10 protein-coding genes and 1 pseudogene are annotated in these 13,613 nt (G+C 71.0%); 8 read left to right on the top strand and 3 right to left on the bottom strand.

The features are described 5' to 3' along the window. Positions 1–32 precede the first annotated feature (32 nt). Entirely contained in the window at positions 33–986 is a 954-nt protein-coding gene (locus tag ABZ562_RS02030) for a LysR family transcriptional regulator (RefSeq protein WP_361472655.1), read from the bottom strand. Positions 987–1,117: 131 nt separating this feature from the next. Between ABZ562_RS02030 and ABZ562_RS02025 the strand changes: the two genes are divergently transcribed. From ABZ562_RS02025 to ABZ562_RS02010, 4 genes are all read left to right on the top strand, one after another. Continuing rightward, positions 1,118–2,029, top strand: a complete 912-nt coding sequence (locus ABZ562_RS02025; RefSeq protein ID WP_361472652.1) for an ABC transporter substrate-binding protein — start codon at positions 1,118–1,120, stop codon at positions 2,027–2,029. Continuing rightward, positions 2,026–2,976 (top strand): amino acid ABC transporter permease, encoded by a 951-nt coding sequence (locus ABZ562_RS02020; protein ID WP_361472649.1) that lies wholly within the window; start codon positions 2,026–2,028, stop codon positions 2,974–2,976. The genes ABZ562_RS02025 and ABZ562_RS02020 overlap by 4 nt, the downstream gene beginning before the upstream one ends. 8 nt (positions 2,977–2,984) lie before the next feature. Beyond that, positions 2,985–3,737 carry an amino acid ABC transporter ATP-binding protein gene (locus ABZ562_RS02015; protein ID WP_361473248.1) on the top strand — a complete coding sequence of 251 codons (753 nt, stop codon included), beginning with the start codon at positions 2,985–2,987 and terminating at the stop codon, positions 3,735–3,737. A 71-nt stretch (positions 3,738–3,808) separates the two neighbouring features. Next, entirely contained in the window at positions 3,809–4,969 is a 1,161-nt protein-coding gene (locus ABZ562_RS02010) for an FAD-dependent oxidoreductase (RefSeq protein ID WP_361472646.1), read from the top strand. Positions 4,970–5,022: 53 nt separating this feature from the next. Here ABZ562_RS02010 and pip read toward each other — a convergent pair. Then, positions 5,023–5,985, bottom strand: a pseudogene (pip, locus tag ABZ562_RS02005) (prolyl aminopeptidase). A gap of 74 nt (positions 5,986–6,059) precedes the next feature. Continuing rightward, complete coding sequence (locus ABZ562_RS02000) at positions 6,060–7,181, bottom strand: LacI family DNA-binding transcriptional regulator (protein ID WP_361472643.1); 1,122 nt, start codon at positions 7,179–7,181, stop codon at positions 6,060–6,062. Positions 7,182–7,334: 153 nt separating this feature from the next. Here ABZ562_RS02000 and ABZ562_RS01995 point away from each other — a divergent pair, with 153 nt between their 5' ends. The 4 genes from ABZ562_RS01995 to ABZ562_RS01980 are packed head-to-tail and all read left to right on the top strand — an operon-like array spanning position 7,335 to position 13,613. Further along, positions 7,335–10,496, top strand: a complete 3,162-nt coding sequence (locus ABZ562_RS01995) for a glycoside hydrolase family 38 C-terminal domain-containing protein (RefSeq protein ID WP_361472640.1) — start codon at positions 7,335–7,337, stop codon at positions 10,494–10,496. Next, on the top strand, positions 10,493–11,788 hold the full coding sequence (locus ABZ562_RS01990) for an extracellular solute-binding protein (protein WP_361472637.1): 1,296 nt from the start codon (positions 10,493–10,495) through the stop codon (positions 11,786–11,788). Before ABZ562_RS01995 ends, ABZ562_RS01990 begins: the two co-directional genes overlap by 4 nt. Further along, positions 11,785–12,744, top strand: coding sequence for a sugar ABC transporter permease (locus ABZ562_RS01985; RefSeq protein ID WP_361472634.1), 960 nt, complete (start codon positions 11,785–11,787; stop codon positions 12,742–12,744). Before ABZ562_RS01990 ends, ABZ562_RS01985 begins: the two co-directional genes overlap by 4 nt. After that, positions 12,744–13,613 (top strand): carbohydrate ABC transporter permease, encoded by an 870-nt coding sequence (locus ABZ562_RS01980; RefSeq protein ID WP_361472628.1) that lies wholly within the window; start codon positions 12,744–12,746, stop codon positions 13,611–13,613. The genes ABZ562_RS01985 and ABZ562_RS01980 overlap by 1 nt, the downstream gene beginning before the upstream one ends.

Raw genomic sequence — 13,613 nt, 5'->3', positions numbered from 1 at the left:
TGAACGGCCCACCACCGCACCGCGGTTCGGCGTCAGCCGGTGACCGTGGCGCAGGCCCCGTCGCCCCGCTCGGGCAGGGCGGCCGCCGCGGTGTGCAGGAGGGCGAGGGCCTGGGGGAGGAACGGGTTGGGGTCGCTGGTGCGGCGCGTGGCGTAGACCCGGCGGGTGTGGGTCGGGTCGGTGAGCCGGACGAGGTGGGTGCCGGAGGCGTCGGGGGAGGCGGAGGTGTCCACGATGGCGAGCTCCGGTGCGATCGCCACCCCCAGGCCCTGCCGGACCAGTTCGTAGGGCAGGTTGTAGTCGTTCGTACGGAAGAGCACCTCCGGCAGAAAGCCACCGGCCGCGCAGATGTGGCGCAGACAGCGGGCGGCGTCGGTGTCCTCGTGGTAGCTGATCCAGCGCTCGTCCCGCAGGTCGGCGAGGCGGATGTGGCGCCGCCCGGCGAGCGGGTGGCCCGCGGGCAGGAGCACGTAGAGCGGCTCTTCCCGTACCAGCGTGTGGTCCAGGCCATCGGGCCGGCTGTGCGGCACCACGCCGTACTCGAAGATCACGGCGAGATCCAGCCGCCCCTCCACCACCGCGGGCACGGTGACCTGCGGGTCGCCCTCCTCGTAGCGGACGTCGACCTCGGGCCGGTCCCGGAGGAACCCCGTCAGCACCGTCGGCACCAGCCGGAACCCCGCGGACCAGAAGCTGCCCAGCCGCAGCCGCCCCCGCTCGGCGGCGGCGTAGGCGCGCATCTCGTTCTCCGTCGCCGACAGGTCGGCCAGCAGCCGGCCCGCGCGCCGCGCGAGCTGGAGCCCGGCCGGAGTGGGGCGCACGCTGCGCGGTGAGCGCTCGAAGAGCGCGACGCCCAGGGCCCGCTCGATCGTGGAGATCTGCTGGGAGACGGCGGAGGGCGTGTAGCCGAGGCGCTGGGCGGCCGAACGGAACGAGCCCGCGGCGACCACCTCGCATATCGCTCGAAGCTGCGGCGGGGTCAGCATCAGATGAACTTAACACTCCGCGTGGAAACGTTCACTCTCCCTGATCTTGCCCGGGCCACCGCCATCGCGCAGATTGGGCGTCCACCAGCCCCGTACCGGTCCCCCGGCCAGCAGCCCAGAAGGGAGGCACCGTGCCCGGAAGGCAGGCGCGAGCCCGCGCCACCGCACTTCCTCTCGCACTCGCGGTACTGCTCACGCCCGCCGTGACGGCGTGCGGCGGCACCACGACCGTCAACCAGTCCAAGGTGCCCGAGCAGCGCGTCGATCCCGCACTCCGTGCCCTGCTCCCGAAGGACATCCGCGACAAGGGGTCCCTCACCTCGGCTGTCGGCAACGACTACCCGCCGCTGTCCCTCCTGGACATCGACAACAAGACCGTCATCGGCGCCGAACCCGACCTCATCCGCGCGGTCGGCCAGGTCCTCGGCCTCCGCGTCCACCTGGTGCAGGCGAACTTCGACAGCATCATCGGCGGGGTCAGGTCCCACCGCTACGACGTGGCGATCCAGGCCATGCTCGACAAGAAGGAACGCCAGTCGCAGGTCACGTTCGTCGACTACATGAAGACCAGCAGCTCGATCCTCGCCTCCGAGAAGGCCGCCGGGAACATCCGCTCACTGGGCAGCCTGTGCGGCGGCCAGGTCGCCGTCGAGCAGGGCACCTCGCAGGTGGACGATGTGGCGGCGCAGGCGAAGAAGTGTGCCGCGGACGGCAAACCCGAGCTGGAGAAACTGGTCTTCCCCGACTCCGTCGGCTGCTTCCAGGCCCTGTCCACGGGCCGCGCCGACGCGTTCGTCGGCGGCACCCCCACCGTCGTCTACCAGGCGGAGATGTCGCACGGCAGGTTCCGCACGGCCGGCGAGCCGTACCGCTTCCTGCCCTACGGAATCCTGATCAACAAGGAGGAGCGGACCTTGGTACGGGCTGTCCGCGGTGCCCTGCAGAAACTCATCGACAACGGCACCTACGCGAAGATCCTCAAGCAGTGGAACATCGCCTCCGGGGCCCTGAAGCGCGCCACGGTGAACGGGGGAGCGGCATGACCGAGACCCTCACCCGAGCGGACTCCGGCGGCACCGGATCCGGACCCGCCGCCGAGACCCTGCGCGCCGTCCCCGTGCGCCGCCCGGGGCTGCGCGTCGCCGCGGTCGCCGTGACCTTCCTGATGGTCTTCCTGCTGGAGGGCTGGATCACCAACCCCCGTATGCAGTGGGGGACCGTCGGTGAATTCCTCTTCTCGCCGGTGATCATGGAGGGGCTGCGGACCACCCTGCTCCTGACCGTCCTCGCCATGGCGGTCGGCATCGTCGGCGGAGTCGTCCTCGCCGTCCTGCGGATGTCCGCCAACCCGATCCTGTCCCGGCTCAGCTGGTGCTACATCTGGCTCTTCCGCGGCACCCCGCTGCTGGTCCAGCTCCTCTTCTGGTACTTCCTCTCCGCGATCGTCCCCACCATCGGCCTCGGCATCCCCTGGGGACCGACGTTCATCCAGGCCGAGACGAACGTCCTCATCACCCAGCTCACCGCCGCCGTCCTCGGCCTCGGGCTGCATGAGGCGGCGTACATGGCCGAGATCGTCCGCGCGGGCATCACCTCCGTCGACGACGGCCAGAGCGAGGCCGCCCAGGCGCTGGGCATGTCCCGCGGGCAGACCCTGCGCCGCATCGTGCTGCCACAGGCACTGCGCATCATCATCCCGCCCACCGGCAACCAGGCGATCTCCATGCTGAAGACCACCTCGCTGGTGTTCGCCATCGCCGTGCCCGAGCTGCTGACCTCCATCCAGGGCATCTACTCGCGCAACTTCCAGCAGGTGCCGCTGCTGGTCGTCGCCTGCTTCTGGTACCTGGTGGCCACCTCCGTGCTCAACATCGGCCAGTACTACCTGGAACGGCGCTTCGGCCGCGGCACCAGCCGCACCCTGCCGCCCACCCCGCTCCAGCGGCTGCGTGCCGCATTCCGGAAACACCACGAGGAGAGCGCACGTTGACCCCCGCCGTGATCAGGGCCGAGAGCGTGCACAAGAGCTTCGGCCGCACCGACGTCCTCAAGGGCATCGACCTGACCGTCGCCCCCGGCGAGGTGATGTGCCTGGTGGGCCCCTCCGGGTCCGGCAAGTCCACCTTCCTGCGCTGCGTCAACCATCTGGAGACCATCGACCGGGGACGCCTGTACGTGCGCGGTGAACTCGTCGGCTACGAAGAGCGCGACGGCAAGCTCCACGAACTGAGCGAGAAGGCCGTCTCCCGGCGCCGCCGCGGCATCGGCATGGTCTTCCAGCGCTTCAACCTCTTTCCGCACATGACCGCGCTGGAAAACGTCATCGAGGCACCCGTCCAGGTCGCGAAGGAACCGAAGGAACGGGCCCGGAGGCGCGGCGCGGAACTGCTGGACCGCGTCGGCCTCGCCGACAAGGCCCACAGCTACCCCGCCCAGCTCTCCGGCGGCCAGCAGCAGCGCGTGGCCATCGCCCGCGCCCTGGCCATGGAGCCGGAACTGATGCTGTTCGACGAGCCCACCTCCGCGCTCGACCCCGAACTCGTCGGGGAGGTGCTGGAGGTGATGCGCGCACTCGCCGACGACGGCATGACCATGGTCGTCGTCACCCACGAGATGGGCTTCGCCCGGGAAGTCGGCGACTCGCTGGTGTTCATGGACGACGGCGCCGTCATCGAAACCGGCCCGCCCGCGGACGTTCTGGGCCACCCGCGCCACGAACGCACCCGCGCGTTCCTCAGCAAGGTGCTCTGAAAGGTGCTCCGAAGGCGCTCCGACCACCCCGGCACGCCCCCTTTCCCCGACTGCCACCGAAGGACTCTGACATGACCCGTGCCCTCGTCATCGGCGCCGGAGTGATCGGCGCCGCCACCGCCCACCGCCTCGCCGAGGCGGGTGTGGGCGTCACCGTGCTCGACGCCGGCGGCCCCACCCCGGGCACCTCGAGCGCCACCTTCTCCATCGACGTCACCCACCTGAAGACCCCCCACTCCTACTTCCTGCTCAACCAGCGCAGCGCCGCGCTCCACCGCGAACTGGAGCAGGACATCCACGCCCGCACCGGAGCCCCCGGCTGGCGCCACCCCGCCCCGCTCGTCCAGTGGGGCCACACCGAGGACGAACAGCGCACCCTCCGTACGCGCGCCGAGCGCCTCGCCGAGTGGGGCCACCCCTGCCGCACCGCCGACCCCGCCGAACTGCGCACCCTCGTACCCGCCGTCGACCCCGCCTCCTGCCGCGCCACCGAACTCGTCGTGCACGACGAGGCCACCTGGTACGACGCGCCCCTCCTCGCGCGCACCCTCCTGGACCGGGCCGCGGCCCTGGGGGCCGACATCCGCTACGACACCCCCGTCACCGCCCTGCTGCGGGACGGGACCCGGATACGCGGCGCCGAGGCGCGCGGCCGGCGCTTCGAGGCCGACCACGTCGTCAACTGCGCGGGCCCCGGCGCCGGACGCATCGCCGAACTGGCCGGGATACGGCTGCCGCTGCGCCAGATCCCCGGCCTGGTGGGCGAGTCCGTCCCCCTCGCCGAGCCACTGCGCGCCATCGTCGCCACCCCCGGCGTCGACCTGCGTCCCGCCCCGGGCAACCGGGTCTGCGCCATCTCCTGGCCGGTCGACGCCCTCCTCGACCCGATCCCGGCCACCCAGGTGCCGCCCGAGGCGGACCTCCTCAGCCGGTGCGCCGCCGTCGTGCCCGCCGTCCGCGCCCTGGGCGGCACCCGGGTGGGTGTCCGCCCCGTACCCGAGGACGGCCTCCCCCTGGTCGGCCCGCATCCCCAGGCGCCCGGCCTCTACACCATCGCCACCCACAGCGGTGTCACCCTCGCCCCGCTCCTCGCCGTCCTCGCCGCCGAAGAACTCACCACCGCCACCCCCGCACCCGAGCTGGCCCCCTACCGCCCCGACCGCGACACCTCGCAGCCCATCCGCGACGAAAGCCTGGCCGTGATGAGCGGCCACCGCGCCGAAGCCGGCTGACGGCCCCACCGGCCCGCGGGCGGTTCAGGCCGGCAGGGGAGTGGGGCCGGTCGCTATCCGTTCCTTCCGAACCGGGCGATCGCCTCCAGGATCGCGTCCCGCATCGCGGGACTGCCCGTATGCCCCGAGTCGTCGATCACCTTCAGCTCCGCGTCCGGCCACGCCTTGGCCAGCTCCCACGCGCTCGTCAGGGGGCTGCCCAGGTCGAGCCGGCCGTGGATCAGCACCCCCGGGATCCCCGCCAGCCGGTGCGCGTCACGCAGCAGTTGTCCGTCCTCCAGCCAGGCGTCGTGGGCGAAGTAGTGCGCGCAGATCCGTACGAAGGCCATCAGCGCGTCGTCGGGTTTGTCGCTGTAGTAGCCCGGGCTGCCGAGCACCTCGTGGGCGATGACCGCGTCCTCCCAGGCGCACCAATCCCGCGCCGCCTTGGCTCGGACCGCCTCGTCGGGGCTGTTCACCAGCCGGTCGTAGGCGGCCACCAGATCGCCCGCGCGGTCCGGCTCCGGCAGGGCGTCGCGGAACGCCTCCCAGGGGCCGGGCAGCAGGCGTCCGACGCCGCGGTAGAGCCAGTCGGTCTCCTCCGGCCGGGTCATGGTGACGCCCGCGATGACGATCTCGGAGACCCGCTCGGGGTACCGCTCCGCGTAGGCCAGGATGAGGGTCGAGCCCCAGGAGCCGCCGTGGAGGAGCCAGCGCTCGATGCCCAAGTGCTCGCGCAGGCGCTCCATGTCGGCGATGAGGTGGTGGGTGGTGTTGTGCGCGAGGCCGACCGCCGGGTCCGAGGCATGAGGACGGCTCCGACCGCAGCCACGCTGGTCGAACAGGACGACCCGGTAGACCTCGGGGTCGAACATCGTGTAGCTGCCGCGGCTCCCACCACTGCCGGGGCCGCCATGCACGCACAGCGCCGCCTTTCCCCCGGGGTTTCAGCCGGTCTCCCAGTAGATCCGGTTTCCGTCGCCGACGTCGAGGAGTCCGTGCGCGTCCGGTTCGGCGGGCGGGAAGGGCTGGGCCATGGCGGTCTCCTTCTGACGGCGCGGCGAACAACCTCGCGAGGCTGGCCGACGGCCGCGACGAACCTCGCGTGACTTTAGCCGACAGGGACACCGGCACCCGCGCGCTGTCCCTCGGCGGGAGGGGCGGTGCTCTGCCGTACGACCAGCTGCGGAGTGGGCGCCTGCACGGAGCGGGGCGCGGGGCGCTCGGCCATGACGCGGAGCAGTTCGGTGGCCGTGAGCGTGCCGAGCGCGAAGGTGTCGCGCGTGAGCGCGGTGAGCGAGGGGTGGGCCATGGTGGTGAGTACGGAATCGTCGAAGGACACCACGGAGACCTCGCCGGGAACCGGGATGCCCATCTCGGTGGCCACGCCGAGTCCGGCGACCGCCATCACGTCGCTGTCGTAGACGACCGCCGTGTGGCGGGGGTCGGCTTCGAGCAGCCGGCGGGTCGCCGACGCGCCCTGGGCGTCGGAGTAGTCGGTGGCGACGGACGTCACGTCGATGCCGGTGGACTGGCGTACGTCGTCGATGGCCCGCAGCCGGCGCTGGGTGTGCTGGTAGGCCGGCGTGCCGCTGACGTGGCCGATGCGCCGGTGCCCGAGGGCCACCAGATGGCGCAGGATGCTCACCGTGGCGGCGTGGTCGTCCACCCAGACGCTGGTCAGCGGCATGGGGTTGCCGTGGCTTCCCAGCACCACGGCGGGGATGCCCAGATCGGCGACGAGTTGGGGCCGGGCGTCGTCGACCGCGAGGTCGAGCAGGACGAGGCCGTCCACCCGGTGCTCGGCGGCCCAGCGCCGGTAGACCGCCACCTGGGCCTCGGTGTCCTCGACGATGAGTAACTGCGTGGCGATTCCCCGGTTGGACAGGCAGGACTGCAGGCCGGAGAGGAACTGGGCGAAGAAGGGCTCGACGCCGAGGGTGCGGGCGGGACGCGCGATGACCACGCCGACCACGTCGTTGCCCGCGCCCTTGAGCGCGCGGGCGGCCAGGTGCGGGCGCCAGTTGAGTTCGTTCGCGACATCGAGGATGCGCTTGCGGGTGGCATCGCTCAGCCCGGGGCGCCCGTTGACCGCGATGGACACCGCCGCGACGGAGACGCCCGCGAGCCGTGCGATGTCGGTGCTGCGCAGCCGGGGCGGCGATTCCTCCGGGCGCGGGCGGCCGGGGGAGCCCGCTCCGGCTCCTGACGAGGCACGGTTCTTCGGTGGCATCGACCCTCCATCGTGACCCACGTCGACTTTACGCAACCGTGATGATCCGCCGCGGTGACTGACGAACTGAAACGTATTAATCTGCGGCCACTCGCGATTCTACTAAAACGTATTAGACGACCTGTTGCTCCTCCTCTGCGGTGAGGACCACACATGCACCGTCACTTCGGCAGGACACTTGAGCGGCTCGACCGCGTACGTCGTGAGCGCATCCTTCCCCGGCTCCACCGCCGCCTCGCGGGCGTCGAGATCGAGGCATGGACGGTCGGGGACGACGGCGAGCCGGTGAGCCCCCGTCATGCGCTCGGGCTGATGACGGAGCCTCAGCGCGGCCGCCCCGACTACCGTCCCTTCGCCCTGGGGGAGGCATGGGGGCCCGCGTGGTCCACGACCTGGTTCCGCGTCAGCGGCCGGGTCGAGCCCGGTACCCCCGGACCGGTCGACCTGCTGCTCGACCTGGGCTGGTTCGACCACTCCGTCGGCGGCCACTGCGAAGGCCTGGTCTTCACCCCGGACGGCACCATCGTCAAAGGCCTGCACCCCCGGCAGACCGCGATCCGGCTCGGCGACGGGGACACCGGCCCCGGACTGCTCGGCCCGGACGGCCGCTTCGTGCTCTACGTGGAGGCCGCGGCGAACCCCCTGCTGCTGGGCCTGCCGCCCTTCGTCGCCACCGAGCACGGGGAGAAGGGCGCGCGGGAACCCTTCGAGCAGTTCCGGTTACGGCGCGCGGAGACCGCCGTGTTCTCGCCCGAGGTGCACGCCCTCCTGTCCGACCTGGACGTCCTCGGCGGCCTGGCCGCCGAACTCACCGAGGACGAGCCGCGGCACTGGCGCCTGCTGTACGGCATCGAGCGCGCCCTCGACACCTACGACGCGGCGGACCCCGAAGCGAGCGCCCGCCGGGCACGCGCCCACCTCGCGCCACTGCTCGCTGCACCCGCGCACGCCTCCGCCCACCGGATCACCGCGGTGGGACACGCGCACATGGACTCGGCGTGGCTGTGGCCGCTCCGTGAGACGGTGCGCAAACTGGCCCGGACCGTCGCAGGCGCCCTCGCCCTGCTGGACGCCCACCCGGATCTCGTCTACACCATGTCGGCCGCGCAGCACTTCTCCTGGCTCGAAGAGCACTACCCGGACCTCTTCGCACGGGTGCGGCACCACGTCGAGCGCGGGCGGCTGGTGCCCGTCGGCGGCATGTGGGTGGAGCCGGACGGTGTCATCCCCACCGGCGAGTCCATGGTCCGCCAACTCACCTACGGCAAAAGGTACTTCCTCAGCCGCTTCGGTATCGAGACACGGGAGGTGTGGCTGCCCGACTCCTTCGGCTACTCGGGAGCGCTGCCACAACTGGCCCGCCGGGCCGGGGCCCGCTGGTTCCTGACCCAGAAGATCTCCTGGAACGACACCACGACCTTCCCGCACCACTCCTTCTGGTGGGAAGGCATCGACGGCACCCGCATCTTCACCCACTTCCCGCCCGCGGAGACCTACGCCGCCGAGGTCACCGCCCGCGAACTGCGCCACGCGGTCACCACCTTCAAGGACAAGGCCATCGCCTCGCACTCGCTGCTGCCCTACGGCTACGGCGACGGCGGCGGTGGCCCCACCCCGGAGATGGCCGAACGGCTGCGCCGCTTCGCCGATCTGGAAGGCGCGCCACGCGTGGTGTCCCGCACCCCAGCGCGGTTCTTCGAGGACGCCGAGGCGGAGCTGCGCGAGGTCGAGTCGGCCGCACGGCCACTGGCGCCCGTCCACCGGGGCGAGCTGTACCTCGAACTGCACCGGGGCACCCTGACGTCCCAGGTGGCGATGAAGCGGCACAACCGCCGCTGTGAATCCCTGCTCCGGGCGGCGGAGTACCTCGGCGCGGCGGCCACGGTCCTGCGGGGTGCGCCCTATCCGCGGGAGAGCCTGGACGAGATCTGGCGCGGCGTGCTCCTGCACCAGTTCCACGACATCCTGCCGGGCACCTCGATCAGCTGGGTGCACCGCGAGGCCCGCGACACCTACCGGGCGACCGAGTCCCGGCTGCGCGGGCTCATCGAACAGGCGGCCAAGGAGCTGAGCGCCGCGCCCCCTGGCCGGACGGCGGGGCTGCTCCCTCCGTTCGTCCCGGCGCGTCCCGCCGGGGCGGACCCCGTCCGCGTCACCGACGGGGAGGCGGGCGCCACCGTTCTGGACGACGGCCTGCTGCGGGTCGTCGTCGACGCCGAGGGCCACCTCACCTCGCTCCACGACCTGCGCGGTGGCCGGGAGGTGGTACCGCCCGGCGGGCGTGCGGGCGTACTGCAGTTGTTCCGTGACGAGCCGGTGCGGTGGGACGCGTGGGACGTGGATCGCCACACCTTACGGAACTTCCAGGTGGTCGACGATGTCACCAGCCGCACGGTGGTCCACGACGGACCCGACGCCGGGGTCGAGGTCGTCCGGCGCTTCGGCGCGTCGACGGCCACGCTGACCATGTGGCTGAGAGCGGGCACCGGCCGGTTCGAGACGGAGTGCGCGGTCGACTGGCAGGAGCGTGAGCGCCTGCTCAAGGTCGCCCTGCCGGTCCACGTCATGGCGCGGACGGCACGGTTCGAGACGCAGTACGGATACGTCGAGCGGCCGCTCCTGGTGAACACCGCGGAGCAGGACGCGATGTTCGAGGCCGCCATGCACCGGTACATCCAGGTGGCCGACGGCGACTACGGCGTGGCCATCCTCAACGACACCATGTACGGAGCCGACGCGCGCGCCGACCGTGATGCCACCGTCGTCCGGCTGTCGCTGCTGAGGGGCAGCCGCTTCCCCGACCCCGACGCCGACGCGGGAACCCACCACTTCCGCTGGGCACTGCTCCCCGGAGCGGATGTGCCCGCCACGGTCGAGGCCGCCTCCCTGTTCAACGCGCCCGACATCCCGCCGCTCCCGCCACTGCCACCGCTGGTGGGAATCGAACTGCTGCGGGGACACGCGGTCGTCGACTGGATCAAACTCGCCGACGACGGTTCGGGGGACCTCGTCGTGCGGGTCTACGAAACGCGGGGAAGCCGGGCGCGGGCCCTGCTCCGCCCCTGCGCGGAACTCGGCGCGGACGCCGTCGTCACGGAGACGGACCTGCTGGAACGCGAACTCGCGCCCGAAGCGTCCGACGCGTCCGACGTGTCCGGAGCGTCCGGGGCGCCCGGCGACGCCCTGGCCACCGCCCTGCCCCGGACACCGGCCGGTACGCGCCGTCCCGCCGACGGCGCGGCCCTGCACCTCGGCCCCTTCCAGGTGGCGACCCTGCGGATCGCCACACACCCCAGACGAGGAGAAGACCAATGACGCCAGCGGGAAGACGGGCCGCGCGCATCGCGGGACTCGCTGCCGGATCGCTGATGCTGTCCGCCTGCGTCATGGGCGGCGGCGGGACGAAGAACGATTCGGACGGAAAGGTGTCCGGCAAGATCACCTTCCAGACCTGGAACCTGAAGAACGACAAGTTCACCTCGTACTTCAACGGCCTCATCGCCTCGTTCGAGAAGGCCCACCCGGGCACCGACATCACGTGGGTCGATCAGCCCGCGGAGGGCTACCAGGACAAGCTGTCGGCCGACGCCGCGGCCGGATCCCTCCCCGACGTCGTCGACATGGGGCCGGAGGCTGCCTACACCCTGGCCAAGGCGGGGGTCCTGCTCGACCTGAACAAGGCCGACCCGAAGGCCAAGGGCCGTTACGCCGGCAAGGCCTGGGAGGCCATGACGTTCAAGGGCCTGGACGGCGGCACGTACGGCTACCCGTGGTATCTGAACACCGGGCCGTCCTTCTTCAACAAGGCCCTGTTCACCAAGTGCGGTCTGAACCCCGGCAAGCTACCCGCCACCTACGACGAGCTGTTCGACCAGGCGGAAACCATGGCCGAGAAGTGTTCGGACACGATGATGATCGCCCGGATGCCCGCCATCGAGACCTTCGGCGAGTACGGCGTGCCGCTCATGGACGCCCGCGGGAGCACGTTCACCTACAACAACGCCAAGGGCGTGGAGTACGTCGAGCGGTTCCGCAAGCTCTACGCCAAGAAGGGGATCGGCGAAGAAGCGCTGAACAACCTCCAGACGAAGGAGGTGGAGGAGTTCAAGGCGGGTCGCCTGGCCTACCTGCCCGGCAGCTCCTACACGCTGGACGACCTGAAGACCACCGCACCCGATGTGTACAAAAACCTGGGCATCGGCCCGCGCATCAGCAACAGCGCCCCCAACATGTACCTGGAGTCCCTGGTCGTCAACGCGGCGACCAAGAACCAGTCCCTGGCCACCGCCTTCGCCACGTACGTCACGAACTCCGCCAACCAGCTCACCTTCGCCAAGAAGGCCTCGGTCTTCCCCTCCTCCGCCGGGACGCTGGACGACGCGTACTTCACCGAGGACGACGGGAGCCCGGCCACCAAGGTGCGGCGGGAGAGCGCCGCACAGGTGAGGAAGGCGGCCGTGTGGTGGCCGCCCGCGTTCTCCGGGGCGGCCGACAGCCAGACCCTGCGGGAGCAGATCGCCCAGGCGCTGCTGGGCAAGAAGTCCGTGAAGGCGGCGCTGGACGCCTCCGTCCGGTACTCCAACGAGCGCCTGAAAGCGGACAAGTGACCATCTCCCTTCAGCGCGGGACCTCCCTGAAGGGGGCCGAGCGCGCCGATCGGCCGTCCCGCCGCCGGGGGACCGTCCTGGCCACGCACCGCTGGAGCGTGACCCCGTGGCTGTTCCTGCTGCCGGGACTGACCGTCATCGTGCTGATGGTCCTGGTGCCGTTCGCGAACACCTTGGGGCTGTCGTTCACGGACTCGACCCTGCTGCGGCAGGGCGAGTTCGTCGGCTGGGACAACTTCCGCCGGATGTTCGCCGACGAGCGCTTCACCACCGCCCTGCTGAACTCCACGCTCTACACGGTGTGCGTGGTGCCCTGCATGGTGGTCCTCCCGCTCGTCCTGGCCACCTTGGTGAGCGGCGCGGGACGGCTGACCGGCTTCTTCCGCACCACCCTGTACCTGCCCGTGGTCATGTCGCCGGTGGTCGTCGGCCTGATCTGGACGAACATGCTCGACAAACGGGGCCTGGTCAACGCCCTGTTCTCCACACTCGACGCGGTGGCCGAGCCCGTCCCGTTCCTCACCGACCGATGGCTGCTGCTCTTCAGCGCCATGTTCGTCACCGTGTGGACCGGCCTGGGCTACTACATGGTCATCTACCTCGCGGCCCTGGCCAACATCGACCGGAGCCTGTACGACGCGGCGGCGATGGACGGCGCCGGCGCGGTGCGCAGCTTCCTGGCCGTCACGGTCCCCGGTGTGCGTTCGACGATGAACCTCATCGCCGTGCTGTCCTCCGTGGCGGCCTTCCGCGTGTTCGGCGAGGTGTACGTCCTCACCGGCGGCACCGGGGGAGTGGGCGGAGGCGATCTCACCATGACCATGCTGATCCAGCGCGAGGGGACCGGGCTGCAGGCGCGCACCGGCTACGCGGGCGCGATCAGCCTCTTCATGTTCGTGATCCTCGGCGGGATGCTGCTCGCGCAACTCGCCCTGCAGCGCAAGAGGAGTTCCTGATGGCGCGGCTCTCTCCACGCACCCGCGCCGTCACCGCCCGGCGGCGCAGGGCTTCGCCGGGCTCCGCGGCACGCTACCTGATCCTGGTGCTCATGGCCGTGCTCCTGGCGGGACCGCTGGTGTGGCAGCTCTCGCTGTCCCTCAAGGGCGCGGGGGAACCCCTCTACACACGGCCGCCCCGGCTGATCCCCGAACACCCCACGCTCGACCACTTCGCCACGGTGCTCGACCGCATCCCCGTACCCCGCTATCTGCTGAACTCCCTGGCGGTGGCGGCCATGGCCGTGGTGGGCAACGTGGTGGGAGCCACCTGCGCCGGGTACGCGCTCGGCAAGCTGCGGTTCCGCGGCCGGGGCGTGGCCACCGCGATCTGCGTCGCCGCCCTGCTGGTCCCCTCCGAGACCGTCCTGATCGCGCAATTCCTCACCGTCAGGGCCACCGGGCTGGTGAACACGCTGTTCGGGGTCGCCCTGCCGACCCTGGTGGCGGCCCTGAACGTGCTGCTCATGCGCAACGCCTTCCGCAACCTTCCCGGCGAGCTGGAAGAGGCCGCCGTCGTCGACGGCGCCAACGCCTGGCAGCGCTTCATCCGGATCTCCGTACCGCAGGTCAAGGGCGTGATCGCGGTCGTGGCCATCTTCGCCTTCGTCGGCTCGTGGAACGACTTCCTCTGGCCCCTCATCGTCCTGTCGGACGAACAGAACTACACCCTCACCGTCGGCCTGAACCGGTTGCGCGGCACCTTCTACGACGACCCGCGCCTCATCGCGGCCGGCACCATCATCGCCCTGGTCCCCATCGTGGCGTTCTTCGCCGCCCTGCAGCGCCACTTCTTCCGCGGGCTGGAAGCCGGCGGCCTGAAAGGTTGA

Source organism: Streptomyces sp. NPDC019937 (assembly GCF_040631655.1).
Taxonomy (GTDB): Bacteria; Actinomycetota; Actinomycetes; order Streptomycetales; family Streptomycetaceae; genus Streptomyces.
The sequence above is the reverse complement of the archived record's forward strand: the minus strand, read 5'-3'. Positions and strand labels throughout refer to the sequence as shown.